This is a genomic window from Mycobacterium sp., assembly GCF_032159565.1.
In the GTDB taxonomy this organism is placed as follows: domain Bacteria; phylum Actinomycetota; class Actinomycetes; order Mycobacteriales; family Mycobacteriaceae; genus Mycobacterium.
In genome coordinates this window covers 1-25,995 of the sequence record NZ_JAVHWR010000057.1, presented here as the reverse complement: position 1 = coordinate 25,995, position 25,995 = coordinate 1, and the positions used below count along the sequence as shown (strand labels likewise).

General features: G+C 64.6%; 26 protein-coding genes and 2 pseudogenes. 8 read left to right on the top strand and 20 right to left on the bottom strand.

Annotation, left to right across the window (positions count from 1 at the left end; translation table 11 throughout):
* The first annotated feature begins 304 nt into the window (after nucleotides 1-304).
* Nucleotides 305-885: pseudogene (locus QOC76_RS07190) on the top strand (dihydrofolate reductase family protein).
* 636 nt (nucleotides 886-1,521) lie between these two features.
* Here the strand turns inward: QOC76_RS07190 and QOC76_RS07185 are convergent.
* From QOC76_RS07185 to QOC76_RS07170, 4 genes are all read right to left on the bottom strand, one after another.
* Nucleotides 1,522-1,806, bottom strand: a complete 285-nt coding sequence (locus tag QOC76_RS07185) for a hypothetical protein (RefSeq protein WP_526355657.1) — start codon at nucleotides 1,804-1,806, stop codon at nucleotides 1,522-1,524.
* Between the two features lie 122 nt (nucleotides 1,807-1,928).
* A complete protein-coding gene (locus QOC76_RS07180; RefSeq protein WP_526355655.1) occupies nucleotides 1,929-2,213 on the bottom strand; it encodes a hypothetical protein in 285 nt (94 codons plus the stop codon).
* Nucleotides 2,214-2,415: 202 nt separating this feature from the next.
* Complete coding sequence (locus QOC76_RS07175) at nucleotides 2,416-3,051, bottom strand: VTT domain-containing protein (RefSeq protein ID WP_526355653.1); 636 nt, start codon at nucleotides 3,049-3,051, stop codon at nucleotides 2,416-2,418.
* Complete coding sequence (locus QOC76_RS07170; RefSeq protein WP_526355651.1) at nucleotides 3,048-3,857, bottom strand: phosphatase PAP2 family protein; 810 nt, start codon at nucleotides 3,855-3,857, stop codon at nucleotides 3,048-3,050. Before QOC76_RS07170 ends, QOC76_RS07175 begins: the two co-directional genes overlap by 4 nt.
* Before the next feature lie 118 nt (nucleotides 3,858-3,975).
* Between QOC76_RS07170 and QOC76_RS07165 the strand changes: the two genes are divergently transcribed.
* Entirely contained in the window at nucleotides 3,976-4,647 is a 672-nt protein-coding gene (locus tag QOC76_RS07165) for a response regulator transcription factor (RefSeq protein WP_526355649.1), read from the top strand.
* Here QOC76_RS07165 and QOC76_RS07160 read toward each other — a convergent pair.
* A complete protein-coding gene (locus QOC76_RS07160) occupies nucleotides 4,582-6,015 on the bottom strand; it encodes a sensor histidine kinase (RefSeq protein WP_526355647.1) in 1,434 nt (477 codons plus the stop codon). The two genes, QOC76_RS07165 and QOC76_RS07160, sit on opposite strands and share 66 nt — an antisense overlap.
* Before the next feature lie 234 nt (nucleotides 6,016-6,249).
* On the opposite strand from QOC76_RS07160, the gene QOC76_RS07155 reads away from it, so the two are divergent.
* A complete protein-coding gene (locus tag QOC76_RS07155) occupies nucleotides 6,250-7,503 on the top strand; it encodes a COG4705 family protein (protein ID WP_526355645.1) in 1,254 nt (417 codons plus the stop codon).
* A gap of 22 nt (nucleotides 7,504-7,525) precedes the next feature.
* On the opposite strand, the gene QOC76_RS07150 is transcribed toward QOC76_RS07155, so the two are convergent.
* From QOC76_RS07150 to QOC76_RS07110, 9 genes are all read right to left on the bottom strand, one after another.
* The gene (locus tag QOC76_RS07150; protein WP_526355643.1) at nucleotides 7,526-7,732 is read right to left on the bottom strand and encodes a hypothetical protein; all 207 of its coding nucleotides are present in this window, start codon (nucleotides 7,730-7,732) and stop codon (nucleotides 7,526-7,528) included.
* A gap of 2 nt (nucleotides 7,733-7,734) precedes the next feature.
* Nucleotides 7,735-8,493, bottom strand: a complete 759-nt coding sequence (locus QOC76_RS07145; RefSeq protein ID WP_526355641.1) for a COG4280 domain-containing protein — start codon at nucleotides 8,491-8,493, stop codon at nucleotides 7,735-7,737.
* Nucleotides 8,494-8,867: 374 nt separating this feature from the next.
* Nucleotides 8,868-11,528, bottom strand: a complete 2,661-nt coding sequence (locus tag QOC76_RS07140; protein WP_526355639.1) for an ABC transporter permease — start codon at nucleotides 11,526-11,528, stop codon at nucleotides 8,868-8,870.
* Nucleotides 11,525-12,199 (bottom strand): ABC transporter ATP-binding protein, encoded by a 675-nt coding sequence (locus tag QOC76_RS07135; protein ID WP_526355637.1) that lies wholly within the window; start codon nucleotides 12,197-12,199, stop codon nucleotides 11,525-11,527. The genes QOC76_RS07140 and QOC76_RS07135 overlap by 4 nt, the downstream gene beginning before the upstream one ends.
* Nucleotides 12,196-12,855 carry an ABC transporter ATP-binding protein gene (locus tag QOC76_RS07130; protein WP_526355634.1) on the bottom strand — a complete coding sequence of 220 codons (660 nt, stop codon included), beginning with the start codon at nucleotides 12,853-12,855 and terminating at the stop codon, nucleotides 12,196-12,198. Before QOC76_RS07130 ends, QOC76_RS07135 begins: the two co-directional genes overlap by 4 nt.
* 10 nt (nucleotides 12,856-12,865) lie before the next feature.
* Nucleotides 12,866-13,462, bottom strand: a complete 597-nt coding sequence (locus QOC76_RS07125) for a hypothetical protein (protein ID WP_526355632.1) — start codon at nucleotides 13,460-13,462, stop codon at nucleotides 12,866-12,868.
* Between the two features lie 100 nt (nucleotides 13,463-13,562).
* Complete coding sequence (locus tag QOC76_RS07120) at nucleotides 13,563-13,895, bottom strand: ATP-binding protein (protein WP_526355630.1); 333 nt, start codon at nucleotides 13,893-13,895, stop codon at nucleotides 13,563-13,565.
* Between the two features lie 294 nt (nucleotides 13,896-14,189).
* Nucleotides 14,190-14,396, bottom strand: coding sequence for a hypothetical protein (locus tag QOC76_RS07115; RefSeq protein ID WP_526355628.1), 207 nt, complete (start codon nucleotides 14,394-14,396; stop codon nucleotides 14,190-14,192).
* An 87-nt stretch (nucleotides 14,397-14,483) separates the two neighbouring features.
* A complete protein-coding gene (locus QOC76_RS07110; RefSeq protein ID WP_526355626.1) occupies nucleotides 14,484-15,176 on the bottom strand; it encodes a response regulator transcription factor in 693 nt (230 codons plus the stop codon).
* A 707-nt stretch (nucleotides 15,177-15,883) separates the two neighbouring features.
* Between QOC76_RS07110 and QOC76_RS07105 the strand changes: the two genes are divergently transcribed.
* The 4 genes from QOC76_RS07105 (at nucleotide 15,884) to QOC76_RS07090 (ending at nucleotide 19,553) form a co-directional block, all read left to right on the top strand.
* Nucleotides 15,884-16,738, top strand: coding sequence for a COG4705 family protein (locus QOC76_RS07105; RefSeq protein ID WP_526355624.1), 855 nt, complete (start codon nucleotides 15,884-15,886; stop codon nucleotides 16,736-16,738).
* A 1,188-nt stretch (nucleotides 16,739-17,926) separates the two neighbouring features.
* Nucleotides 17,927-18,115, top strand: a complete 189-nt coding sequence (locus QOC76_RS07100; protein WP_526355622.1) for a hypothetical protein — start codon at nucleotides 17,927-17,929, stop codon at nucleotides 18,113-18,115.
* Nucleotides 18,112-19,233 (top strand): baeRF10 domain-containing protein, encoded by a 1,122-nt coding sequence (locus QOC76_RS07095; protein WP_526355620.1) that lies wholly within the window; start codon nucleotides 18,112-18,114, stop codon nucleotides 19,231-19,233. The genes QOC76_RS07100 and QOC76_RS07095 overlap by 4 nt, the downstream gene beginning before the upstream one ends.
* On the top strand, nucleotides 19,230-19,553 hold the full coding sequence (locus QOC76_RS07090; RefSeq protein ID WP_526355618.1) for a putative quinol monooxygenase: 324 nt from the start codon (nucleotides 19,230-19,232) through the stop codon (nucleotides 19,551-19,553). The genes QOC76_RS07095 and QOC76_RS07090 overlap by 4 nt, the downstream gene beginning before the upstream one ends.
* Here QOC76_RS07090 and QOC76_RS07085 read toward each other — a convergent pair.
* The 3 genes and pseudogenes from QOC76_RS07085 to QOC76_RS07075 all read right to left on the bottom strand — a co-directional run.
* Nucleotides 19,550-19,654, bottom strand: a pseudogene (locus tag QOC76_RS07085) (guanylate cyclase); the annotation flags it as partial. The gene QOC76_RS07090 and the pseudogene QOC76_RS07085 overlap by 4 nt on opposite strands.
* A gap of 314 nt (nucleotides 19,655-19,968) precedes the next feature.
* Nucleotides 19,969-20,169 (bottom strand): hypothetical protein, encoded by a 201-nt coding sequence (locus tag QOC76_RS07080; protein ID WP_526355616.1) that lies wholly within the window; start codon nucleotides 20,167-20,169, stop codon nucleotides 19,969-19,971.
* 526 nt (nucleotides 20,170-20,695) lie between these two features.
* Nucleotides 20,696-22,147: a M28 family metallopeptidase gene (locus tag QOC76_RS07075; protein ID WP_526355614.1), complete on the bottom strand. Its 1,452-nt coding sequence runs from the start codon at nucleotides 22,145-22,147 to the stop codon at nucleotides 20,696-20,698.
* 195 nt (nucleotides 22,148-22,342) lie between these two features.
* Between QOC76_RS07075 and QOC76_RS07070 the strand changes: the two genes are divergently transcribed.
* Complete coding sequence (locus tag QOC76_RS07070) at nucleotides 22,343-22,942, top strand: DUF305 domain-containing protein (RefSeq protein ID WP_526355612.1); 600 nt, start codon at nucleotides 22,343-22,345, stop codon at nucleotides 22,940-22,942.
* Between the two features lie 300 nt (nucleotides 22,943-23,242).
* Here the strand turns inward: QOC76_RS07070 and QOC76_RS07065 are convergent, their stop codons facing one another.
* The 3 genes from QOC76_RS07065 to QOC76_RS07055 all read right to left on the bottom strand — a co-directional run.
* The gene (locus QOC76_RS07065; RefSeq protein ID WP_526355610.1) at nucleotides 23,243-23,941 is read right to left on the bottom strand and encodes a TIGR03943 family putative permease subunit; all 699 of its coding nucleotides are present in this window, start codon (nucleotides 23,939-23,941) and stop codon (nucleotides 23,243-23,245) included.
* Complete coding sequence (locus tag QOC76_RS07060) at nucleotides 23,938-24,915, bottom strand: permease (protein ID WP_526355608.1); 978 nt, start codon at nucleotides 24,913-24,915, stop codon at nucleotides 23,938-23,940. The genes QOC76_RS07065 and QOC76_RS07060 overlap by 4 nt, the downstream gene beginning before the upstream one ends.
* A gap of 163 nt (nucleotides 24,916-25,078) precedes the next feature.
* On the bottom strand, nucleotides 25,079-25,995 hold a 917-nt coding region (locus QOC76_RS07055; protein WP_526355606.1), incomplete at its 5' end, for a rhomboid-like protein.

Here is a 25,995-nt window from a genome sequence, read left to right as displayed (position 1 = left end):
CGTTGTCATAGTCCGCGAGGGCAAGAACTTCAAGGGACGCTTCCTGGCGGCCGTACTCGCAACGATCGGCAAGGGCGTATTACGGAAGGCATTCGTCCACAGCGTCAAGGCCATCGAAACACGCAGCAACGCCCCGACCAGCGCGAGTTGACGGAAACGTCCGATCACCGATTGCCCGCGGCGGGGTGGTCGCGGTGCGCTGGAGCAATTGTCAGAACCTGTGGATCGGCAGAGGCGATTAGTTTCGCCATGGCTTCCAGTCTGTATCCCCAACACGCCGCCAACCGCACTCGAGGAGAGCATCATGACCGCTACCTACACCTTCGACGTCTTTTCCAGCCTCGACGGCTTCGGCGGCGTCAGCGGCGGCGACTGGGGCGGCTACTGGGGCAAGCAAGGCCCCGAACTGCTCGACCACCGCCTCGCCCTCTACGACGAGAAGCAGCGAATGGTCTTCGGCGCCAACACATATCGGGCATTCGCGCAAATGCTGGCCGAGGGCACCGAGGACTCCGGGGTGCGCGACCCGTGGTCACCCGGATGAGGGCCCTGCCGGCGACGGTGGTGTCGACGACCCTGGACGGGTCTCTCGACTGGCCTGACGCCACCGTCGTGAGCGGCGACGCCGTCGACGTCGTCGCCCGGCTCAAGGAAGAGTCCGAGGTGCCGTTGCGCTCGCACGGCAGCCTGTCGATGAACCGGGCGCTGGTGGCCGCCGGCCTGGTCGACCGCGTTCAGGTGACGCTCTTCCCCGTAATCACCGGTCAGACCGGTGATGACCCGATCTTTCAGGGTGCGGCCGACTTCGACCTCGAGCTGATCGAGAGCCGAACGCTCGACGGCAATATCCAAGAGCTCATCTACCGGCCCGCCCTGCATGTCTGATTCCATCCATGCACACCACCCCGTCAAGCAGCCAAACCGACCGGAAGTTCCAGGTGACGACCGATCGGGCCTACCTCGTCGCCCTCGTCCGCTCCCGCTCCTGATTGGTCTGGTCGTTCGACGAGCTTGCCGGCGGGCGTTGACCAGCTTCCAGCTGCATTGCTTTAGGAGCGCACCGATGATCACAGCCATGGACGGTCATTGAGGACCCGCCGGCTTGCTCGGCCGTCTGGACGGGTGTCGATGTTGTAGCCGACCCACCACCGCTTGTGCTTCGCGATCGTCAACATCGACCTCACGCGCCTTCGCGGGCGGGTTGTGGGACTGATTGTGCCACAAGCGCTCTCGCGCCCTTGTGTCAATTGCCTTCCAGAAATGGGCACCATCGGGGGCAGACCTCGGTGGCGGGGTCGTTCAGATTCAGCAGACTGTGCATCTGGCGACGCAGGAAATCCAGGGCCGCCTCACCCGTCCGCAGATCCCCGAAGCATTTGTTGCGCGGGGTCTACCGGATTGACGGCGCTGTACTTCGGCGGCGAGATCAGCGCGGCAGCCGCCCGGAGCCCTTGACGACGACACCAGAAAACAGCTGAAAATAACCACTCATACGGTTTAGGTCGGCGGTCGAGCCGCCACTTACTCCATGACGCCGTGAACCGCGTGCTCACAACCGCGAAGGAAATCGAGTTGTTGTAAGCCAGTCGATCGCGCGCCGGTGAGTGTGCGCTGGAGCAGCTCATCGCAGAACGAGGCAGAGCTCATCCCTCTGTCAGACAACGCCAAACGCACGAACTTCGGATTCGACGCCGCTGTATAGCCGGCCTCGTACGATGGGCCTTCGTTGCGGGCAGCAGTGGGTACAACCACGCCGACCGCGGCGAGCGCCAGCAGCACGACAGACGACCGGGCTGCCAGTTGCATCGCGTGTTGGTGCATGAGGCGCCTCCCGGCCTACTCCGTCGGGTCGCGGTACTTCCATGGTGGCACTGATCTCGGTACCAAGCCGCAAGCCTTCGAACACTTGGCGATTCAGCGTCGGGCCATCAGGGTCGCGGCGGACCATTCGACTCACCAGGTGCCTGACCATGTGGTGCGTCGGGTTGACCTTGTTCGTCGCGCGCCCCTTGACCGCTTTCGCCGTCGGCTCCTTCGCTGCCCCCGCGACTATCGTCGCCTGCGGATGCGCCTTCGTCACCTTGGTCCTGACCCGACGTCCGGTCGCCGTCGCGGTACTCCGATGATCCGGTGCCCTCATCGTGGCCCTCTGAGTCGCCATACTCCGCCCCGACCAGCAGGCCGGCGCCGAAGATCAGCGCGGCCACAAACACTGCAGCTACTACGCCAAGGACCACTGTGGCAATTCGATTGGTTCGATTCAGCCGGGTCCACGGGGATCGCCGCTGGCGGGGAGCCTGGGGGTCAGCTTGGGGGCTGGGCGCCGCAATCGCCGAGTCACCCTCAGCGGCAGGTTCTGGCGTATCAGTCATGACGTCAACGTGCCAGTGCCCACCTGAAAAAACGCTGAACTAACTATTGAGCGATCGCTGTTCGTCGCCGACAGCGCGCCTTCAGGTAACTGACGAGCAAGGGCAGCATCGACAGCACGACGACCCCGATGAGTATCAGTTCGATATGCGCACGGCCGAACGAAATCCCGCCGAGCAAGTACCCGAGTAACGGCACGGCGACGCCCCACGCCACGCCGCCGAGGAGGTTGTACGTCGTGAAGGTTCGATAGTTCATGCCGGATGCACCTGCCATGACCGGCGCCAACGTTCGCATGAGGGGTACGAATCGGGCGAGCAGCACAGTGCGCGCTCCGTATTTCTCGAAGAACGCATGCGCTCTGGCCAACTGCGCCGGCCCCAGCCGTTTGGCGCTGGGGCGGTCGAACACCGCGGGGCCGCCGGTCCGCCCGATCAGGTAGCCACATTGATCGCCGAGTATCGCAGCGACGGGGATCGCGACGAGCAGGAACCACAATGGAATGAGTGCCGGGGACTGCGCCGCAACCACTCCAGCGGTGAACAACAGGGAGTCGCCCGGCAGGAAGAACCCCACCAGCAGTCCGGTCTCAACGAAGACCGTGACAAGTAGTCCTGCCAGCCCGAAGGTGGCCAGGAGGGTGTCCGGGTTGAGAATGCCGGTGCTCAGCCCGACGTTCACAATAGGACTTCGTGCCGCTGAGGGCCGGTGTCGTCGGAGGTTGGCCGCCCTTCATCGTTTTCGGTCAGCCCGCGCAGCGCCGTCGCGCCGATCGCTACCACCGCCGACCCTAACAACACGCCGGCCACCACGTCGGTGAGCCAATGAACCCCGAGATAGAGCCGGCTCGACGCGACCGCAGCGACGACCATGACCGCGGCGCATGTAAGGCATGCGGTGACGGCATCTCTCCGATGCATTCCTACGACAACCACCAGCATGCCGAATAACGCCACAGTGCCTGTGACGTGACCCGAGGGAAACGAGTAGTCGGTCTCCAGCGTTTCCTGAATTCCGATGGGAGGTCGAGCGCGCGCCAGCAGCAGTTTCAGTGCCGTGCACAACGCAGAGGCCCCGCCGACAGCGGCGATAACGGTGAGCCCGCTGACGCCGGAGCGGAAGCGAACAGCCGCCAATATCGCGACGAGCACTGCTGCACAAGCAGTTTCGGCCGGCCCGAAGGCATTGGTCACCGCCAGGGCTATGTGGTCGGCGACCGGGTTGCGATGGCCGACCATCCACGCGGTGACGGCATTGTCGACGTCCACCAGCCAACCGTGTTGGCTCACCTGCAGCGCCACGACGACCAGGCCCATCAGCAAGCCGGCAACACGAACCGACGTCGACCACCACCGCGTCATACGGTCGTGGTAGCGCCAACTGATCCCCAGTGCGGCAGCACAGACCATCAGAACCAGAATCGACCCCGCTGCCTCGCTGTCCGCCGCAATCCCATCCGCCATCACGGCCCCGATAGCGGTCGTCATTTCGCCCACCGGCACAGAGTCGCCGTTGGCGGCTGAACGGAAGCTGAGAAGTCCTCGCGGCAAACACAGTCGTTCTGGTGTACTTGGTCGAGTAACGACGATCGGATGGATGTAACACGTGCGGGTGCTGGTAGTCGAAGACGAGGTCCGCCTCGCCGAGACGATTCGCCGCGGACTGGTGTCCGAAGGTTTCGTCGTCGACGTAGAGCATCGCGGCGATGACGGCTTGCACACCGCCGCGTCGGACAATTTCGACGCGATCATCCTTGACATCATGTTGCCGGGAAAGAACGGATATGAACTCGTGCGGGATCTGCGCGCCCAGAATGTGTGGACGCCCGTGCTGATGTTGTCCGCCAAGGACGGCGAGTATGACCTCGCCGACGCCTTCGATCTGGGTGCGGACGACTACTTGGTCAAACCGTTCTCATTCGTCGTGCTGTTCGCCAGGCTTCGAGCACTGGTGCGGCGCGGCGCACCCGAGCGTCCCGCCGTGTTGACTGCCGGCGAGATCGAGCTCGATCCAGCGCGACACAAGGTGACCCGGGCAGGAGTCGAGCTGACCTTGACGCCACGGGAATACAGTGTCTTGGAGTTCTTGATGCGGCACCATGACAAAGTGGTCAGCAAGGGCGAAATCGTCAGAGCGGTGTGGGACACCAATTACGATGGCGACGAGAACATCGTCGAGGTATACGTCAGATACCTGCGGCGCAAGATCGATCTACCGTTCTCCGGCAACAGCATCGAAACCGTTCGTGGTGTCGGCTACCGCTTCGTCGGCGGCTAGGGGCAGATCGACGACGAAGCGAGCTCCCCCGCTGGGCGAATCGTCGACACTGACGGTGCCATCGTGGGCCTCGGTGATCTGAGCGACTATCGATAGACCAAGGCCTGCGCCGCCGGCGGCTCGGTCGCGCGGCGTATCCAAGCGGACGAACCGACCGAACACCCGTTGGCGATCGGCTGCCGGTACTCCCGGCCCGTCGTCCGACACGACCACCCGGGCACTGCCGCCAACGGGCGCGCATTCGAGTCGAATGCCCTCCTGCGCGTGCCGGACGGCGTTGTCGACCAGATTGCGGACGAGACGCGACAAGGCGCCCGGATCGCCAGAAGTCCTTGCCGGCTTCACGTCGGCGATGACCCTCAGGTGGGTGAGCGAACGAACGCGCTCGACCTCGGCCAAGACGATGTCGTCGAGATCGACGTCGATTTTGATGTTGCGGCCGCCGCGCTCATCCGCGCGGGCGAGCAGCAAAAGATCCTCCACCAGGCCGTACATTCGCTGAGCCTCGGGAAGAAGCGAATCGTCGATCAATGACTGATCCAAGAGATCCGGACGTCGGTGAGCAAGATCCAGCGCGGCAGTGATCGATGCCAACGGGCTGCGCAGTTCGTGTGACGCATCGCTGATGAAGCGGCGTTGTGCGCTCTGACTCGCTTCGAGTCGATCCAGCATGTCATTCATAGTCACGGCCAACCGGGTGACCTCGTCCTCCGCCGGAGGTACCGGTATCCGTTCGGCAAGCTTGGAGTGGGTCATCGACGAAACGCGTGCGCGGATCCGTTCGACGGGCTGCAACGCCGCGCCGACGAGTCTGTAAGTGCCGAACGCGACCAGCGCGATCACAATCGGCCCACCGATGGCGAGGAGAGTTGAGACGGTCGTGATGACGTCTTCGACCGGCTCGCGATCCGCGCCGACGAGAACGGTCATGGGTCCGGATGGAGTCTCCACGCCGGCCGCCGTTACCCACAGGTCCCAGTCCTGGCCGATCTGCACTCTTCCGACCGACTGCGTCGCGCCAGCGGACAGTCTGCGATCCACCACGGGTTTAGGCGGGCTGCCTGCCGACTGCGCGACGAGCGCTCCGGACTGATCGGTGACCTGAACCACACCTACCTGGCTGTCGGTCGCCAGCATCGCTCTGTCGAGTTCGGCGGGCGCTTCCGTGCTCAGCTGGTCTACCAGCTGGGCGGTGCGAGAAGCGGCCGTGGCCTGCGCGGACCCCTCCAGTGTCCGGAACAGGACGAGCAACAGGGCGCCGCCTGCCAATAACAAACAGGTCGCCACGACCAGCGTCGACGCGACCGCCGAACGGGTACGCACCGTCCACCGCGACGGCGATCCGATGGCCGAGGCGGAAGGCTTCATGCCTTCAGTGTGACTCCCGTCGGCCGGTAGATGGCTCAGCCGGTGCACTGCGCTCGATTCCCTTCACTACCAGGCGCCAACCCTGATCTGGCTTGCATACACTACGGCGTGGACGATTCAGGGTCAGCCACAGTCGCTGAAGAACGGCTGAGGACGCTAAAAATTTGGGCGCCCACAAGCGGGGTTGCAATCGTCTTCAGCGCGGCTTCAGCTACGTCCACTACGGTCTGCGTCATGACCGAGACACCCAGAGCTGCAGCCGTCAAACCCATGCGCTTGATGCTGAGCAAGGTGCCCGAAGTAACCGTGTGGTTCTGGGTCATCAAGATCCTGTGCACGACCGTGGGTGAGAGCTTCGCCGACTGGATCAACATGACTCTGGGCGTCGGGCTGATTCCGACGTCGCTCATTTTCACGGTTGTGCTCGTCGCGGTTTTGGCATGGCAGTTACGCCTCGACCGCTACGTCCCATTCGTCTACTGGCTCACGGTCGTCGTGGTCAGCGTTACCGGGACGCTCTATACGGACATACTCACCGACGTTTGGGGCGTTCCACTGGCACTGAGCACAACCGTGTTCGCCGCGATACTGGCGCTGGTCTTCGGTGTGTGGTTCGCGCGAGAGCGCACGCTTTCGATCCACAGCATTACGACGACACCACGAGAGCTGTTCTACTGGCTTGCGGTTCTGGTCACTTTTGCCCTCGGTACCGCGGCCGGCGACTGGATCCTCGAACTCACCGGATGGGGACCCGGTACGTCGGTGCTGCTGCCTGCCGGACTCATCGTGGCGATCGTCATTGGTTGGCGGCTCGGCGCCAACGCCGTCCTGTCCTTCTGGTTGGCCTACATCCTGACCCGCCCGCTGGGCGCCAACCTCGGCGACTGGCTCGGGTTCCCGAAGGATCAACAGGGCCTTGGTTTGGGCGTCGCGATCACGAGCGTCATCTTCCTCAGCGCGATCCTGGCCACAGTGATTTACCTCTCGATTACCCGCGCCGACGTCATCGAGAAGCCGCATGACACCACCACCACCGAGAAACCGGTCCGCGAGCATGTCATGCACGGGTACTACGCCGTGATCGCGTTGGCCACAGGGGCTCTGCTCATCTGGGCCGCCGACCAACCGCACACCACCGCGGCAGCAAGCGAAAGCGAGTCGGGCGGCTCGTCAGTGACTGCGACGCTGGCTCCGGGTCAGTCGGCAACGGCGAAGTTCCCCGCTACGGATGTCACGAAGTTCCGCACCATCACGAATGACACGCTTGCGAAGGTGCAAGCCGGCGACCAGACCGGCGCGCAGGTTCGCATCACTGATCTCGAAACCGCTTGGGACGACGGGCAGAAGACCCTCGAGCCGTTGGACGAGACAGGCTGGACGGTACTCGACGGTCAGATCGACAGCGCGCTGAAGGCTGTACGCGCCGGCCAGCCCGACCCTGCCGCAGAGCAGCAGGCTCTCACCGCGCTGCAGGCCTCGCTCCGGTAGGACGGTTCCCCGGCAACGCTGCTCACTGATGGTTACGCGTTGCCCAGTAGATGGTCATGGGCAACACGGCGGCGACCGCGGCCACCACGATCCACCACAGGGTTGCGCCGGTCAGGCGGTTCACCACGAAGGTGGTGGCTAGTGCGACGGCAACGGTCAGCGCAACCCGCCAGTCGTCACCGATGATGAAGTCGTACCAGAAGGCCCCGAACTCGCGAAGTCTATGCACGGTCAACCCTCCTGAGGCACAACGACATCCACGGATGCGCGACGCTTGAATACAGCCACCAGCGCCAGCGCGTACAGCGCGATAGCGGGGATCAGAACCAGCAGAGCGATGTCGTCGCCGGGCCAGTGTGCGCCGGCGCCTTCTGCGCCCCAGAAGATCCCGAACGCCGTGAGCATCACCCCGACAACGAACTTCATGCTGTTCTCCGGTACTCGCGACAGCGGCGCCCGAACGGCGAAGCCGACAACCGCAACCAGTAGCACCGCTGCCGCCGCGGCCAGCGCCGCCAACGGAATGCTCCTTTGGTTGGCACCGAAAGTGAGGGCGATGAACGCGACCTCCATACCCTCCAGCACGACTCCCTTGAACGACAGCGTGAATGCGTACCAGTCATCCACGAACACCCGGCGGCCCTTCGGGGCGAGTTCCGCATCGGCGAGCGTGGTCTGGTAGGCCAGGGTCTCGTCGTGGAGAGCCTTGAAGCCGCTGGCGCGCAAGATCGCTTTGCGCAGCCATTGCAGCCCGAAGACCAATAGCAGCCCGCCGACGAAGAGCCGCAATCCATCCAGGGGGATCGCTGAGACCGCAGGCCCCAGCGCTGCGATCGCCACCACCAGAACGAGCACGCCTGCCAGCGCGCCCGTGATAGCCGAGCGCCAGTCACGTGCAGTGCCGGCAGCAAGAATGATCGTCAGCGCCTCGACGGCCTCGACCAGACACGCCATGAAGACCGTGACGAAGAGTGCCGATCCATTCACCATCTACCTCGCCGACATCATAGGGTGCCGAAGGCACGGCCCGACTAAATGAATTGTAACGGCGGTTAGGACGTGTCGGCCGAGTGAACGCGTGCAGCACAGCGTCCTTTAAGGCTGTCGATGACAGCTTGTCGCTATGACAGAGACACCGGCTGATGCTGAGCAGGCGGCCTACTTCCGCGAATCACTGGACGCGCAGCGACGATAATTGCTGGACGGGATCCTCGAGAGAAGGCCCCTCATCGAGCGTCGCGCTGATACCAGCCGGCTGCACTCGGCCGTCCATCGCGCAGAGTCCCAAGTGCGACACCTAGACCACCTGATCGAACGGCTCGACGCTCGCTTCGCAAGCCACTGGCGTGACCGGGACTGAAGTCTCACAACTCGCGCAAGGCCTGCGCGGGTGAGCGGCTTGCCAACCGCGCCGTCGCCAAGGACACCGCGCCGATCGTGATGATCGTTGCTGCCCCCGTCGCGAAGAGGTAGACCCATGGAACGGTGAGTGAACCCGGGGGCGGGTCGAATACGCCGGTGAGAGCCTTTACCAGCACCTGTGACAGCAGCCCACCCATGATTGCCCCGCCAACGAGACCGCAGAAGGCCAGCACCCACGCCTCCGCTACGACGAAGGACCTGAGTTGATTTCGCGAGGCACCAAGCGCATTGGCGATCGCGAAGGTGCGGCGACGTTCGGCGAAACGCAACGCGAGCACAAGTGCCCCGGCCGCAACGGCCAGGCATAGTCCGAACCCGAGCTCGATGCGGGTGAGCCCGGCCAGGTTGACGGCGGTCAGGCTGGACCCGACGGTGCCACGCGTTTCGGCGATGTCGGTCACCTTCGCCGACGGTCCCACGAGCACTTGAACCCGTTGAGCCACCGCTGTGGTGTCCCGGCCGCCCGTGTCGATCAGGAATGCGCCAACGGCCTCGTTACCCGTCTGCTGGGCGACATAGCTCGCGTTTGCGACGAAGAAGCTGTCCTTCGGGGCGGTCGGAAACTCGTTGACGACGCCGACATAGCGGAATCGCACGGTGCTGAGTTCGCGCGTCTTGGCATTGGGTAGCCGCAGATTGATGGTGTCTCCGGCCACCAGCTGGAAATCTGTCACGGTCTCCGCGCTTACCAGGATCGAATCGGGTTGTCTGGACAGCTCTTTCATCAGCTGGTCGACGGCGCCGCCGCTGAAGTACCGGTCCTGCAATGCGGTGACGGCTGCGATTCTGGTCGGGTCGACGCCGTACAGATCCTGGAGGTCGGCGCCAATGTAGGCAAACCGGTGCTGGATCGGTTCAATGCCGCGCACTCCCGGTACCGCGGCGAGATCCTTGGCCGTCGACGCAGGCGCATTCGCCCCCGGCGGCTCGGTGACCGTCACGTCGGCGCCGTTCGTCAGTTTGGCATCGACCTCGGCCTGGGCTTGGTAGGTGGCATTGAATGTCGCCGTCGAGACGGCGAATCCTGCGGCCAATGCGAGCACGACGATCGCCCTGGCCATGGGCATACGCTGCCTCGAGAGCGAGTTCGACAGCAGACGCGCGAGCCGACCTGTCACCGGCAACAGGGCGCGGGCCACCAGCCCGCGACCACGCCCAAGCAAGAGGTCACTTAGCCTCCAGATCAACAGTGCGCCGCCGATCCAGAACAACGCGGGCGCGACGAACGCCCAGTAGGAGACCGAGATCGAAGGTACGCCTTCGGGAGCGAGAACGACCTGATATCCGTTGCGCCCGGACTGCCAGAAGATCACTCCCGCGGCACAGAGCAACACAATGTCCAAACCAGTTCTCATCCAGAGTGGCTGACTGATGCTGCGCTGCCAGGTGCGCGCTGACGCGACGGACGTTTGACGCTGCTCCCGCCACGCCGGCGCCAGGACGGTCATCCCTGCGATCGCCAGTCCAACTGCCGCGGATGCGCCTGCCGAAGCCAGCGCGGCCGAGGAGTTCGCGCCGAAGCTCGAAGTCCCGAAGGTGGCGACTCCGACGACGGCTGCGACCGCAACGCCAAGGGCACTGCCCAAAACACCGACCACGATCGCCTCGGCCCCCGACAATCTCAGCAGTCGCGTGCTGGTGGCGCCTCGGGCGCGCAGCAGTGCATGCTCCCGTCGCCGTCGGTCCGATCCCGAGTCGACCACGGTTGCGGTCAGCAGTACCGCGAGGGCCGCGGCCGGTAACCCAAGGAACAGGAACAGGATTCGCGCGTATGCCGCGTCACCGCGGGCCGCGTCGAGGGCGGCGCCGAGATTGTCACCGACGAGCGCGCCGCCCGAGCCCCTGGCCTCCAGATTGTGCGCCGCGCCCGTAACCTCTGTGTATGCCGTCGACGGATCATTCGGCAGCGCGCGATCGAGCGCGGTGTGGATCTGCATGCTGACCAGATCGGGCCGGCCGACGGCAAGCGGGTCGAACATTGTGTGCCATTGGACGTCAGGAAGCACCAGGACGTTGTCCGGTGGCGCTACCGGTTGGGCTCCAATTGGAGCGCCGACTTTCTGAAACAGTGAATCTGCTTGTGGCAGTTCGACTACCCCGTCGATGCGAACGTTCACCGGAGGCATTCCCGACCGCCCGATTTGGACGGTGTCACCCGGCGCGGCACTAAGATTGGCGGCCGTCTGTTGGGCGATGAGAACACCGCTGTCGGAGCCGACCAGGGTGCGCATCTCCCCCGGCCACCGGTCCCGGTATTCGGGAGGAATTCCCAGCACCATCGCGGGTCCGGTAGTCCGGGTACCGGCCCCGCCGATTGCACTCAATCCGGAGGAATGGCCGAACCCGACCGGTAACGCGGCTTGAACGTGGGGCGTGGAGCGAACTTCGTCCATGACGAAGGACAATTGTGTGGTTGGCTGGACTTCGACCTGCCAGTCGACCGCGATGGTGCGGGCGGCGCGAGCGGTCATGGACGCCTGTGCGGCCGACAGGAATATGCCAAGACAGGACAGCAGCGCGACGGCGGCGGCGATGCCGATCGCGGTCGCTGCCATCCGTCCGCTGCGGCGCCGTAGCAGCCCCAGCGTCCAGGTCGCGATCATAAAGCCCGCGAGTCGGCGGGCGACGTCAGCCGGCCGTCACGCATCGACCATCGGTCATCGAGCCTGGCAGCGACGGCGGGGTCGTGGGTGGAGAGCACGAGGGCCGCTCCGATCGACGTCGCGGTGCTCAGGAGCACGGTGATGACCCGGTCGGCGTTGGCATGGTCGAGCTGTCCGGTTGGCTCATCAGCGAGTATCAGGGCGGGACGCGTGACAAGCACCCGTGCGATCGCGACGCGCTGGGATTGACCACCTGAGAGTTCATCGGGCAGTTTCGTCGCAGCTCCGCTCATGCCGACGAGATCCAGTGCCGCCCGGGCGTTCTCATCTGCAGCGTCCTCGTCCTGTCCCGCCAAGAGCATGGGAAGTGCGACGTTCTCGACGACGTCGAACCCTGGCAAAAGGCTCGGGCCCTGGAAGACGATGCCGATCCCTCCTGGTCGCCCGAGCGGCCGCGCGGGCAGCTTGGGCCACCGAACGGTTCCCGCAGTAGGCGTATCGACGCCGGCGAGCAGGTGCAAGAGGGTCGACTTTCCAGAGCCCGAGGACCCGGTCACCGCGATTCGGGCTGTCGACGTGATCTGACAATCCACTCCGGCGACGGCGAGCACCGACGTGCGACCCGAGCCGAAGCTACGGCTCACACCGGTGCACTCGGCGACAGTCGTCAACACATCCGTCCGTCATCTAGGCGGAGGACTCGTGAAGCGACAGCCGCCACAGCGGGACTGTGACTCGCGACGATCACCGCCGTCCCGCGGTCGGCTGCGGCTGTCAGCAAGTCGAGGATTCGTGCCTCCGTGACGCTGTCGAGCTCGCCCGTCGGCTCGTCCGCGAGGAGCACCGTCGGCTCGTTCGCGAGCGCAACCGCGAGACCTGCTCTGGCGAGTTCTCCTCCGGAGAGCTCGCTCGGATAAGCAGTCATCCGTGCGTGGATGTCCAAGGCTCTCAACAGCTCCGCGGTGTCCCGGCGGGGGGGACGGACAAATGATTGCGAGAGGGCAAGATTGCCGGAAACGGTGAGGTGTTCGATCAGATTCGCGCTCTGGAACAGCATCCCGATGTGTCTGGCCCGAATTCGGGCCCGCGCGGGCTCGGCACGGTGACTGACTCGCGAGCCGGCGATGGTGACGTCACCGCCGTCAGGATCATCCATTCCTGCCAGACACGACAACAGGGTCGACTTCCCCGAACCGGACGGTCCGGTGACTGCCACGAACTCACCCCGTGCGACGGTCAACGACACCCCCTGAAGCGCAAGCGTTTCCTCGTCCCCGGCACGGAAGAACCGGTAAAGAGACCGAGCCTCCAAGGCACTGGTGTTCATTGGTCGGTTATCAGCGCCACTGCAACGAGTCGGTGATCGTCCGCCACGGATCGACGTTGTCCGCTCCCACGGGTCCAGAGAGGGTCAGGATCACCTCCTGGCCTGCGCGCCAGAATGAGTAACGTTCTACGGCGTCGATCCCGGCCTTGCCGGTCACCAGGTTCGGCGCCGACGCAGCCTGATAGGTGGCCAACACGGCGTCACCAGACCTGCGCTTGACCGCCTCGACTGTGAGCCCTCCGTTGGCGGTCTTGACCGAAGACAACTCGTCACGTTTCACCGACTCCGGCGAAGGGGCCCAAACGGCAGGCCGCGCATCGATGCGCACCGTGTTGAGCTTGTCGGTGAAGGTGACCGCGGAGCCGTCGACCGTTTGGGCCCAACCCTCGGGGACCGACAGCGTGAATGACCCGTTGGCCGCCGCAAACGGCACGTACACCTGGGTATCGGGGATGTCTCCGATCGGGTTGTCCTCTGGAGCCGGCGTCTCCGCTGAAGTGCCGCTAGGTTGCGTGCCCGAGGCCGACGTCGTCGCATTCGACCCACACCCACCCAGTACGAGCGCGACCGACAAGCAGACGATGCCCACCGAGGCAATGCGCTTCATGTGCACTGCCCTCCGTTCCGGCGTGCCGTCATGCGAAGACGGTGTCATGTGCCGGCTGAAAGGACGCTGAAACGGGGCCGCGCGGGAGTCCGCAACACTATTACGGCAGTTCCAGCTCCTCAGTCTGATTACATCGGATCCGATGACTCTGGACGGTTCTGCTGCGGCGCAGCCACTTTCGTGGCGCCACCAAGCTATGACGGGACGGCCGGTAGCTGCACGACAATGCGGTACCGGCCTCGCCGCCGTCAATCCACACTCGTCCACCGTGCTCGGCAACGATAGTCGAGACTATGGCGAGCCCGAGGCCGGTGCCCCCGGAATCCCGCGGCCGACCCTCGCCGAGTCGTACGAAGCGATCGAACACTCGTTGTCGGTCGGCCACGGGGATTCCGGGACCGTCATCGGCGACAATGAGCGTCGCCGTCGGCACCGCCGCGCTATCCCCACCGGACGACGGGGGTCGAAATTCAGGCGCAGTTGGACGGTCACGGTGTCGTTGGCGTGCCGGCGTGCATTGTCGAGGAGATTCTGCACCACCCGGCGCAGCCCGGCTGTATCGCCGAGGACGCGTACGGGCGCGATACCTGTGGTGTCGATCTTCGGCGGGCCTTGCTCACGCGCATCTGTCGCCGCCCGCCACACCAGGTCGTCGAGATCGACCGGTCGACTTCGCGGTCGGCGGCCCGCGTCCGCGCGGGCCAGCGAAAGCAGATCGTTGACGAGGTCAACCAGCCGGGTTATCTCCTTCAGCGCCTATTGAAGCACCGGCCGTCTTCGAAACACGCGGTGGCATGCTGCCTGCGGCAACATTCTCTGCCGCCGCATGAATTTGTTGCGTCAGGCTGGTGTCCAGATTCGCTGCGAGCACCGCGTGCATCCGCCACAACAGCAGCGCCGCTGCAGCGCCCATTCCAACGGCGATGACGGCCACCGCTGCTACGGTCAATCGCGCCCGCAGCGACCGGCGGTACCACCACTGCGGGGGTCGGTGAGCGGCTGCGGGCCAACTCACGGTCACTCATGCCCGGGCCGGACGCCGCGCGTCGTCACGGAGTCGGTATCCCGCACCGCGGATGGTCTCGATGCTGTGCCGGGCAAATCGCGCATCGATCTTGCGTCGCAGGTATCCGACATAGACCTCGACGATGTTGGGATCGCCATCGTAGAAGAGGTCCCAGACGTTGGCCAGGATGTCGGACTTCGGCACCACCTCGTCATGTCGGTGCATCAGGTACTCAAGGACAGCGAATTCCTTTCGCGTCAGCTCGATTTCATTGCAGTCTCGTCTGCATTTCCGCGTCACCAGGTCGAGCACGAGATCCCCGACGGCCAGCTCCGCCAGCCGTTTTTGCGCTCCGCGGCGGATGACAGAACGCAGGTGGGCAAGCAGCACGACGTATGAGAACGGCTTCGTGATGTAGTCGTCAGCACCAAGGTCGAGCGCGTCCGCCTCGTCGTACTCGCCGTCCTTTGCGGTCAGCATCACCACCGGGGTCCAGATCTCTCCTGCCCGCAGCCGGCGCACCACCTCGTACCCGGACAGCATGGGCAACATGATGTCCAGGACGATCGCTTCGTAGGAGGTTGCCTGGGCTCTTTCCAGCCCGGCGGCGCCGTCGCGGGCGACATCGACGGTGAAGCCATCGGCCCGCAACCCGGCGGCAAGGGTATCGGTCAGATCAGCCTCGTCCTCGACGATCAACACACGCATTGCTGAACCCGCCTTCCCGGTGACAGCGCGCACCGCTCAACCACCAGGGTGCCAACACCTGTCTGAAGCCACGCTGAAGGCCGCCGGCCCTGTGCCGCCCGTCACACCAGCTCTCCGTGGACGCACAATCGCGTGCGCCCACGGAGAGCTGGTCAGCCTCCCGGCGGCGCGGGGACGGGAGCGTCCGGCGTATCACCCGGCTCGGGGGTGTCGACCGCGCCCGGAGCGTCCGGCGTATCACCCGGTTCCGGGGTGTCGACCGCGCCAGGAGCGTCCGGCGTATCACCGGGCTCGGGGCTGTCCGTCGCCGCGGGCGGGCTCGGCGGAGGGGCCGGAGTCGGTGTCGCACTGGCAATCGCGGCACCGCCAATGATTGCAGCGCTCGCCAAAGCGGCCGACACCGCTGCCGTTAGTTTGTTCCGTCGGTTGATTCCCACGTTGATTCCTACCTTTCAATACAGCCGATCTGGCTGTCCCATCACGTTGCCGATGGAGGACTGTGAAGACGCTGAAATGGCCTGTGCCACTTTTCAGGAACGCTGCAACGCCCAAGGCGAATCGAGGCTGCCGAGTCATTTCATAAGGACGCGCTCAGAAATCCTCAGTGTGTCTTCAGCGCCGAGCCGCAAGCCTGAAGATCGCCAGCGTGGCGCATCGGCGCGTCACCGGCTCCATACTTTCTCACATCCCTGAGGATTGAAATGTCAATGCGCGCAGCCGATACGGCACCTTCGACGGATATGGTGATGCGGAAACTCCCACACATCACCGCGCTGTTCTGGACCATCAAGATGATCGCGACGACGCTCGGCGAGACGGGAGGCGACCTGCTCGCCCAGACGCTCAACGTCGGCTATTTCTTCAGCACCGTGATCTTTTTCGCCGTCTTGTTGATTGCGGTCGCCGTTCAGCTCCGGGGCCGCCGATTCCATCCAGCGATCTTTTGGACGGCCATCGCCCTGACCAGCACCGCTGGAACTACGCTTTCGGATCTCATGAACCGCACCGGCGGTATCGGCTACAGCGGTGGCGCCCTTGTGCTTTCCACGGGCCTTGTCATCGTCTTCGTCGCCTGGTGGAGAAGCGGTCAAACTCTCGACGTCGAGAATATCGCGACATTCCGTGGCGAAATGCTTTATTGGATCGCGATCCTGGTGTCCAACAGTTTGGGCACCTCAAGCGGTGACTTCCTCGCTGACAGTTTGGGATTGGGCTTCGTGCCGAGCGTGGTTGTGCTCTCGACGGCTCTGTTGGCACTCCTCGCGCTTCACTACTGGACGCGAGTCAACGGCATGCTGCTCTTCTGGATCGCATTCGTGCTAACTCGTCCGCTGGGGGCCAACTTGGGCAACGTACTGACCAAAGAGCACGGGCGAGGCGGCCTCGGGTGGGGTACCACCTGGACCTCGGCCGCTTTGCTGGCTGCTCTCATCGGCTTGGTGGCTTACGAGACCGTCCAAGTCCGACGGCAGCCGCTCGGCTTCCTTCCGGTGCCGCTTCACCGCCGCACAGGCGAACGCCAACGGCCCAACGGTGCATTGGTCTCCGTGCGTTCACAATAGACGAGCGCTGACTAGTCGTCCTCTCAGCTGGCCTCAGCAATAATTCAGCGGCTGCAGGCAATCGTGAACGCATGAAACCTAATTCGACACACCTGGAACGGAAGCCGGTAAAACCGCTAGCCGTCCTCGGCATTGGCGCAGTGGTCGCTCTCGGTGGACTAGGGGCGGTCTACAGCGGCAGGGTCGACATCGGGCCCGGACCGCACGTCGTTGCCGGCTCGGGTAGCGCGGCGACCAACACCGTCTACACGCAACCCGTCGTCAGTGGGATGCAAACCGGCGCGACGGCCACGCGGACTCCGCCCAGCCCGCAGCCGGAGACCCCGGCTGCCGTACCTGGGGGGCGTTAGCGTGACCGGATCGACGACGTCGCGCCTAGTCGCAATGTTCGCTGGCCTATGCTTTGCCGGCTTAGTGGCGGGACAGTTGCCACAGGCTGCCGCGGCCTCGTCGCCGGACGTGACGGGCCAGAAGTACAGCGATGCCTCTTCGGCGTTGAGTGCTGCGGGGCTCGAGCCAGTCGTGTCGACAACGGTGGGAGACCGCAAGGCGTGGCCCGACTGCCTGGTCGCCTCCGCGCAAAAACGTGACGTTCGACCGCCAGCGAACTCGAAGGGATCCGTGAGGCACCAGATACTTGTCTCACTGAACTGCAATGCGTCGCCGGCGTCTGCAAAAGCGCCCGGTTACTCTGCTCAGAGTCGAGAGGGCAAGGCGGCCGCCAATGCGGCATCGGGATCTCGCTGACGACGTGGTGGCCGTCATCGATGCGAAGAGTGCGGCCCCGGAGCCCTCCGAACCCATTTTCCTGCTATTGCTTGGTCGGGCTCCAACCGCACTGACGCCGCCCCCACCAGAGCGTCAGCGCTGAAGTGGCTCATCGATCTCGTCGACATCGAGACGGCCCCGCGCACTTAATTCGCCCCGCACTCTGTCCTCGGACTCACAGCGCCTCCTCCTAGACGGGTTACGGCGCTAACGGCGACTCTGTTCGTCGACGCCTGATCGAATCGTCAGACACACCTGAGCAGCGGGCGAACCAGGGATGATGCTGGGCGCTCGTCTTGCAGGGTCAATTCGACCCCCATTAGCTGGTGCCTGGGGGCTGAGGTACGCGGCTGCTTCGTTGGGCAAGGTACGGGTTGATGGATGTTTCCGCCGCCACCACCGTCTTAGGAGGAGCCCGATATGACGACACAAGCTGGCCTTGAGAAGAAGGAACGCGATTTCCTGGCGTCGTGCGTGGCCAACGCATACACGATGCTGGACATCGTCCCCGGTGTGGATCCCAACGGTCCTGCCCTGGTCTGGCTTGCCGATCGGTTCGTGATGTTGCGCCGTGGCGATTGCCCGCCTGCACATGCGATGACGCTGTGATCACAGCGGAGACAGTCAACCGGATAGTTGGCTTTCGCGGGAACGGCATGCCGGTCATCTCGTTGTATGCCGTCGTGCCGTACGAGCCCCAGGACCGTGGCACAGTCGTTCGCACCAAGGTAGACAGCCTGCTGCACGAAATCCGGCCGATGGCGCAGGACCACCAACAAGACCACGACGTGATGCTGTCCGTCCGTGCCGATATCGAGCGGTTCACCAAGGCGGTCGAGGAGGACGACGGTTGGTCGCCCGGTTCGCTTGCGCTGTTCTCGTGCAGCGGTCGCGACTTCTTCGAGGAAGTTCGGCTTCCCCGCAGCGTGCATGACCGGATTGTGGTCGATGAAACCCCTTGGGTCCGGCCGATGTTGGCGGTGCTCGACGAGTATCACCGCTGTTGCGTAGCGGTCGTCGACCGAAAGACCGCCCGGATTTGGGAGCTCTACCAGGATGAGATGTCTGAGATCGACACACTGCGGGTTGGCGCCGACCCCGGCCGCAATCAAGACAAGGCCGAGGAGCTGACCAAGCGTCACTTCCGCGACGTGGTCACCATGCTCGACAAGCTGCATCGCGACGGTGCATTCGAGCTGTTGATCGTCGGCGGCCACCACGCGGAGGTGCCGCGCTTCCTTGATCACCTCACCCACGAACTGCGGCCGACCCTCGCCGGCACATTCACGGTGGACGACGATGCGCGCACCGCTTTCGGCGATGTCAAGCAGCAGGCCGCCGCGATACTCGACCGCTATGAGCGCGACGAGGAGGAGCGGATGGTGGCCGAAACGGTAGAGAAGTCGGCTGCGGGCGGATGGGCTGTCCTCGGTCTTCCCGAATGCCTGTGGGCCGGGAGCGTCGCAGCGGTGGACGCGCTCCTGGTCCAGGATGGAGCGGTGGCACCGGGCGTGATATGCGACAACGATCGCTGGTTGGCCCTTTCCGGCGATACGTGCCCGATATGTGGACGCCCGGTGCGCCGTGCCCCAGACATCGTGGACGAGCTGGTCCAAGTTGTGATGAACGAGAGCGGGTCGATCGAACACGTCTCCGCCGACACCGTCCTCAAGCAGCACCTGACAGCCGCGTCGTTGCGATTTCCGCTTCCGCCCAAACCGTCATGATCTTCATCGTCGGGAAGTTCGAGACCAGGCCGGACTGGACGAGGCGCTGGCCGGGACTGGTCGAGCGGTTCACCGCTGCCACCCGGGCCGAACCCGGCAATCTGTGGTTCGACTGGGCCCGATGTCTGGAAAACCCGGCCACGTACGTCCTGGTCGCGGCTTTCCGCGACGCCGAAGCGGCCGCGGCGCACGTCAACAGCGAGCACTTCAAACAGGTACTGCGGGAGATGCCGCGGGCGATCGCGTCCACGCCGAAGATTCTCAATCAAACGATCGATGCGACCGGCTGGTCGGAGATGGCGGAGTTGAAGATCAACTAGCCGGGTACCACGGCGATCTCCTCGCCCAGCTGGTAGCCGGGCGTCAGCGGCAGCGAATCGCCACTCCAGAACCGGCCAGTGTCAAACCAGTTCGGATCTTTTCCATCACCAGAAGGCTCAAGATGTGACGCCGCGCGAAGCCAAGCGCCGTACGCATAACCTATGCGCCAAGAAGCGTGGGTCAGTCGATAGCGACTAGGTCAAAGGCCTTTCTTTACAACGCGTTTCACGCCATCTGCGCTTCACAGGATGACTTACCATCCTGGCTTTCCGCCGACGTCGAGTTGGTGGCCGCGGGCGCGCGCCGGCTCGCTGGCGCTCTGCCCGACGCCGCGGATTGCATCGAAACGGTCCGGCGGGATCGGAACCACGCCGCGTGGTCGCACGGCCAAGTCATAGGTTCGAATCACCGCGACTACATCGATGTGCGGCATTCGAAGGCCGCGGTTAGGGTACGAGCGATGACGCTTATCGACGACCAAGCAGCGGCGCAGCCGACGCGCGGCAGGCAGCCTACTTTCGCGCCGAACTGAACGCCGAATGCCAGCTCCTCCAGGTAGAAATCGGAAAGCGGCGAGCACTCATCGACCGCCCATCCGACGCCGCGCGCCGCCAACGCAGCTCCGTGAACAGCGCAGAAGCGGAGCTTCGCTACCTGAATTCACTGATCGCCCGACTCGACAGCCGCTTCGCAGCTGGCGGAGATACCGCGCCTAACCGCTGAGTTCAGCCAGCTCGCGGCGAGAACCCGCTCGACGAACAGCCGCGAAGCGAGCCAAGAAACAGCGCGGCGGCGCTCCGGATTTCTCCGAAACCGCCTCTGTACTGCTACTTGCTTGGTTGGGTTGACAGGATTTGAGCCTGCGACCGCCGGTCGGATATCTACCCAATTTGACTGTCGTGCAATGACTCTCGAAACCTTGTGACCAGGGCGATTCGTCTCAAGCCGTCTCCCGTCGACTCCCCGAATCCGCATCTAGTTGTGACACCATTGTGACAACGTCGGTGCCGGACCATCAGTTGTCGGAATATCGGTGGCGTAGAGGGTCTGGCCGTGCGTTACGCCTCGTAGGACGTTATTTGGGGGCGCGGGCTAGGGCGTCGGAGGATGCCTCATAGGTCGAGGCAGATGTTCGCCGGGATCATGGCTTTGTGACTACGTTCCGTGTTCGGTCGCTGCGGACGGGAACGCCGTTGCGTCCGGACAGATCTTGGGCGTATAGGCCGACCGAGTACGCCGCCGCTTTTCCGTTGACGTCGAGCGCGGCTTGGTCGATGTGGTCGAGCGTGTCGGTCTTCTGATGGTAGTTCGGGTCGAAGGGTTGGCCGGCGACTCCACCCCACAACTTCGCTTGTTGTTCGGTCATGTCGGTCACCGCCCCGGTGAACACTCCGCCGGCGGGGATGCCGGCTCGGGTGAATGACTCGTAGTCGGACCGGCCGTCGAATGAGGTGTCCTGCGCAGTCTTTCCGGCCTCTTTGAGAAGTTCGACCAGCGTGCGCTCGATGCCGGCCGAACCCTCAGGTACTCGGGGCGGATCTTGTTGGGGGTCCAGCGGTGTCGACTGGTCGCCGTCGTAGGTGAAGTAGCCGGGATTCGGTGAGGCAATCATGTCGAAATTGAGATATAGCGCGATGTCTTTCAGAGCGTCGGCGTTCAAGGATTGAATGTAGTTCGCGGAGCCGAGCAGCCCGAGCTCTTCGGCACCCCAAAACCCGAACCGCACAGCGTTGTGCACATCAGGCGAGCTCCCCAGTTGCAAGGCGGTTTCCAGAACCGCCGCGACTCCGGAACCGTCGTCGTCGATTCCCGGACCGGCAGGCACGCTATCCAGGTGAGCACCAACCATGACCACGTCAGTGGTGGACCCGGTCTTAGTTTGAGCGATGACGTTGCGGGCGGTCTGAGTGCGAACACCGGCGTTCAGCTTGATCGTCGTTACGCCCGGCTGCGCGCGCATCCGGGCACCATCGCCCTTGCTGACGCTGATCACCGGAATCCTGACGTCGGTGTCCGCGCCCAACGTCGCGCCGGGCTCCCCGCCGTCGACGTTGTTCGCGACGATCAGCGCGACCGCGCCCCGTTCGGCAGCCGCAGTCTGCTTCGAACCGAACGGACACTGGCCGCGATCGACCAGCACGACCGCGCCAGCGGCGGGTAATCCGTCATAGTCTGCCGCCGTGCAGCCGGGAGTGTCCTCGACTCGCGCAGCCACCAATGGTCCGGTGACACCGTCGGGCGGCGTGCCGATGGTGTACTCCAGCGCCTTGGCGGCAAAGTTTGCGCCACCGACGGTAACGGCGGGCGCGTCGGCGAAGGGCAGCCGGAGCTCGAACTGGGGCGTTTGCACGTCAAACCCCTTCGATTGCAGGACATGAGCAACGTAGTCGACGCTGGCCTGATAGCCGGGAGTGCCGGATGCCCGATTGCCATCGTTGGCGTCGGCGATGTGCTGCAGCGACCTCAGGTGCACCATCATCTCCTCGGCGGTCACCCGCTGGCGCAGCGTCGCCGCGAAACCTCCGGCGTGAGAGCTCGCGGCGCTGGACTGCGGCGGCCGGGATTCGGATCGACACGCGATCACGGCTGCCATCGTGATCAGACTTATCAGCAGTATTCGAGCCGCCTTTGAGGTGCACCGCACGGGGCCCACGGTAGCTCGCTTCGGCGTCACGCCATTTCAGGACGGGGCCGTCACGCGTTCGACTCCACGGCATCCGAGGCCGCCGAAAAGGGCAGGCGAATCCGGACGCATCTTTGCGCCCGTTGCTCGCAGTAGCCTCGATCTATGTCGCCGAAGGTGTGTTGGGCCGCCGCAGCGGTGGTGCTCGTCCTGGTCTCTTGCGGTGGCCCGTCAACGAACGAGCGAACCGGTCCCACTGGCACCTCCCCTGCCCAGACCTCGCAATCAGCCGAGCACAACGCTGCGGATGTGGCGTTCGCCGAGGACATGATTCCCCATCACCGCCAGGCCGTCGATATGACGGCGTGGGTGCCGTCACGAAGCACCAACTCCGACCTGCTCGTCATGGCGACACACATCTCGTCAGATCAGCAAGCGGAGATCCGGACGATGAAGGGACTGCTCGCGCAGTGGGGCGTGCAGGACGCTCCCGGCCACGACAACTCGATGGACCATATGGGAATGCCCGTCGCTGGAATGGTGGATGGCGCGACGCTCAACAAGATTCAGTCGCTGAGCGGACCATCGTTTGATGCGCTGTGGATGACGTCGATGATCAGCCACCACCAAGGCGCCATCGCAATGGCGCAGAACGAGATTGACCAGGGTCGCAGTCCGGACGCTATTCAGCTGGCGAAGATGATGATCAGTGCTCAGCAGAGAGAGATCGCCCAGATGAACCATCTTATGATGGTCAGCGAGTGACCGCCGGCATCCCTGAGCCACCCTCCCCGTGCTCGGCGTTATCGCAGACGATGTCGACACAACAAGCCCGACAGCGGGCCGTCCGCGGGCGATCATCCCCCGTCCTCGAACCCGGAAGGCGCCGATGAAGCTACGGCGTTGGGTGCGCGGTCGCTCGCGCTTATCTCACTGTGGGCGCCAGAGGATTTCGACGGCTGTCGACGACTGATGCCGGCGGGCAGAACATAACGTGCAGCCAGACCTGGGCTCCACCGCCTAGCCCAAGCGACCGAGCCGTGCGCATCGTCGCGTAGCTCAAGTTCAAGCGCCATAGGTGTTCGCCGGGGGATCGATACGCACCACGTCCGACACATCGAGCGTCGGGATCGACGACGTCCCCGAGTACCTCTGCCCGGAAGGCACCGTGCCCTCAACCCGAACCCAGGTGTTGTCGGGCAGTTGTGCGGCCATGGACACCGCCGGTCCGGCCAGGTGGAGCCTTGCCAGCTGGGCGTCGGCGGCGCAACAGATGATGACAATCTTCGCAAGGTCCACATGCTCACCGTCGAGCATGGTGAAACCGCTAATGGTGATCGGCTTGTCGTCCAGGCCACCGGCGGTGCCAGTGGCGATGCGCATCAACACCTCAGGCAGCGGTACCGTCGGCGCGCGTCCGGCAGGCAGCGGCGGAAACGGCCGGGTGTTGGTCGCCATCACCGTCGGCGCGGCAGCCCGCGGGCTCAGAGCCGGTGGCACCACAAAGGTCAAAACCACGATCGGCAACACCAGCAGCCACACGACGCCACCGCGGTCGGAATGCCCGCTGTCATCGGTGGCTTGCCCGGCACGCAGATCGCGCACGATCGCGCAGGCCGCCAGAGCGATCAGCACCGCGGCCGATACGAGCAGCCAGGGCAGCATGCCCGGCTTGACATAGCGCGTGTAGGCGCCCGAAAACGTAATGAACGCCACGCTCACACCAGCCAGCAGTAGCACCATGTTCTGGGGCTCACGTCTCACAGCAGCACCAGACCCACAATCGTCGCGACCACGGTGGTGACCACCAGGGTGAGCGGGGCGAAGCGCAGCGCAAACGCTCGCCCGAATAGACCCGCCTGCATCGCAACGAGTTTCACATCCACGGCCGGTCCCACGACCAGAAACACCAACCGTGGCAGCAACGGCACCATGGTGAGGCTGGCCGCCACAAACGCGTCGGCCTCCGAGCACAGCGCCAGCACGAACGCCAGCAGCGCCATGGTCACCACACCGATCAGCAGATGACCCGCCACATGCTCGAAGACCCACGGCGGCACGACAACTCGCAGCGTGGCCGCCGCGGCGGCGCCGATCACCAGATACGACGCTGCCTGGAGGAAATCGTGGCGGGCGGCCTCAGTGAACACCGTCCACCGGGACTCATCGCTGTGCTGCGGCCCAGGAAGCGCCCGGGTGATCCACGAAAGCCGGCCCCAGCGCGACCACAGCACACCCACCACCACCGCGGAAGCCAGCGACGCCACGGCGCGGGCGAGCACCATCGCCGGCTGGCCAGGAAAGGCGACCGCGGTCGCGACCAACACCACCGGGTTGATTGCCGGTGAGCTGAGCATGAATGTCAGCGCCGCCGCCCCGGCCGACCCCTCACCAAAGAGCCGTCGTGCCACAGGCACCGACGCGCACTCGCAGCCGGGCAGCGCCGCTCCCGCTACCCCAGCGGTCAGCACCGCGCCGACGGGTCGCCGCGGCAGCCAACGCGTCAACCGGTCCGGCGACACGAACGTCGCCACCAACCCACTTATCAACACCCCGAGCACGAGAAACGGCACGGCCTGCAGAAACACACCGCAGAACACTGTGCCAGCAGTTGCCAGCCGCGCATTGCCAGCCACGCCCTCGCGCATCCAGGCGCCGCCCAACGCGCACAGCACCATCCCCGCTACTAGCACCTCGGTCGACGTCACCATGCGACTCCGAGGCTCGGCGACAGTCATTGACACATGGTCGCACTGCCGGCTGCGCGCAGCTCCACTCAAGACACAGGCGAGAAAGCGGCCGCGCTGGCATTCCCCCGCCATAAGCGCGCGGCCTACCGGTCGCGTTGGAGATACACCTGTTCGGTGTCAGCCGAAATTATCTGGATGGCGGCGACCTGCTCTACGGGCACAGGCGTATAGCGCTCGGCATGGCCGCCGTGCCATCGACTGCAACCCAGGTCCCCACTTGGTGTTGGCTGCCGCCGCGACCTGTCGCCACCATGGCCAGCTTGTCAGCCGTCTGCACCACATCGGCCTGTCCAAACATGCGCGCGGCACCCACGTCCTGGTCCTCGTCAGCGACCTCAACATCGGGGTGCCCGACTGCCGTCGGGCGAGAAATCAGGGATTGGTGTACCCGCCGACTGCTCCATCGCCGAGCCACCCACTGCGCGATCAGCGCGACCAGCATCCCGGTCGACCCGGCGACCGGCGCCGTCGGCAGCGCCACCCCGATGAGCATCAGGTAGCCGACCGCGACACCACCCGCCAGCAGCACCCGTCGCCCCAGAGTCCAGTGCGTGGCCGAACGGAACCGGATGGACAGCAGCATGCCCAGCATCAGGGCGACCGTGTGCCCAGCCGCCGTGAAGTCCGCCCCGGACGCCACGACCACCAGCGCGACGGCCAGCCACCAGCCTATCCAGGCCGGGCGCCAGCGCGGTGGTATCGCGGCGGTCAGGGTGCCCAGCACGGCCATCGCGCCGTAGCTGAGCCCGACGTCGCTGGTGCGGGCGATCGAGATCGGCAGCCAGCCGAACTTGATCGCGGCGGCCAGCCCGACGGCAACGATCAGGGTGGCCCCGATGTGACCGAGCGCGAATGCCAGGACCAAACGCCCGCCGCGCCAGAGCAGCTCTGCCAACGCCAGCAGGCACACCAGTCCCGGCAACAAGACGTAGACCTGACCGTCGGCAGTGACGAAGGCACTGCCCAGAAGCGTGCCCAGATGCCCGTGCGCCAGGTTGTGCAGATTGGTGCTCAGGTGACTGACCACGCGGTCCTGCACCCGAGGACCCAGCACCAAAAGTGTGGTCG

What these genes read in the sequence shown, in the direction of transcription:
- QOC76_RS07185 (WP_526355657.1), bottom strand. Translation starts at nt 1,806, where the DNA reads ATGCAACTGGCAGCCCGGTCGTCTGTCGTGCTGCTGGCGCTCGCCGCG.
- QOC76_RS07170 (WP_526355651.1), bottom strand. Translation starts at nt 3,857, where the DNA reads ATGACGACCGCTATCGGGGCCGTGATGGCGGATGGGATTGCGGCGGAC.
- QOC76_RS07160 (WP_526355647.1), bottom strand. Translation starts at nt 6,015, where the DNA reads ATGAAGCCTTCCGCCTCGGCCATCGGATCGCCGTCGCGGTGGACGGTG.
- QOC76_RS07155 (WP_526355645.1), top strand. Translation starts at nt 6,250, where the DNA reads ATGACCGAGACACCCAGAGCTGCAGCCGTCAAACCCATGCGCTTGATG.
- QOC76_RS07145 (WP_526355641.1), bottom strand. Translation starts at nt 8,493, where the DNA reads ATGGTGAATGGATCGGCACTCTTCGTCACGGTCTTCATGGCGTGTCTG.
- QOC76_RS07140 (WP_526355639.1), bottom strand. Translation starts at nt 11,528, where the DNA reads ATGATCGCGACCTGGACGCTGGGGCTGCTACGGCGCCGCAGCGGACGG.
- QOC76_RS07130 (WP_526355634.1), bottom strand. Translation starts at nt 12,855, where the DNA reads ATGAACACCAGTGCCTTGGAGGCTCGGTCTCTTTACCGGTTCTTCCGT.
- QOC76_RS07125 (WP_526355632.1), bottom strand. Translation starts at nt 13,462, where the DNA reads ATGAAGCGCATTGCCTCGGTGGGCATCGTCTGCTTGTCGGTCGCGCTC.
- QOC76_RS07110 (WP_526355626.1), bottom strand. Translation starts at nt 15,176, where the DNA reads ATGCGTGTGTTGATCGTCGAGGACGAGGCTGATCTGACCGATACCCTT.
- QOC76_RS07105 (WP_526355624.1), top strand. Translation starts at nt 15,884, where the DNA reads ATGCGCGCAGCCGATACGGCACCTTCGACGGATATGGTGATGCGGAAA.
- QOC76_RS07100 (WP_526355622.1), top strand. Translation starts at nt 17,927, where the DNA reads ATGACGACACAAGCTGGCCTTGAGAAGAAGGAACGCGATTTCCTGGCG.
- QOC76_RS07090 (WP_526355618.1), top strand. Translation starts at nt 19,230, where the DNA reads ATGATCTTCATCGTCGGGAAGTTCGAGACCAGGCCGGACTGGACGAGG.
- QOC76_RS07075 (WP_526355614.1), bottom strand. Translation starts at nt 22,147, where the DNA reads ATGGCAGCCGTGATCGCGTGTCGATCCGAATCCCGGCCGCCGCAGTCC.
- QOC76_RS07070 (WP_526355612.1), top strand. Translation starts at nt 22,343, where the DNA reads ATGTCGCCGAAGGTGTGTTGGGCCGCCGCAGCGGTGGTGCTCGTCCTG.
- QOC76_RS07060 (WP_526355608.1), bottom strand. Translation starts at nt 24,915, where the DNA reads ATGACTGTCGCCGAGCCTCGGAGTCGCATGGTGACGTCGACCGAGGTG.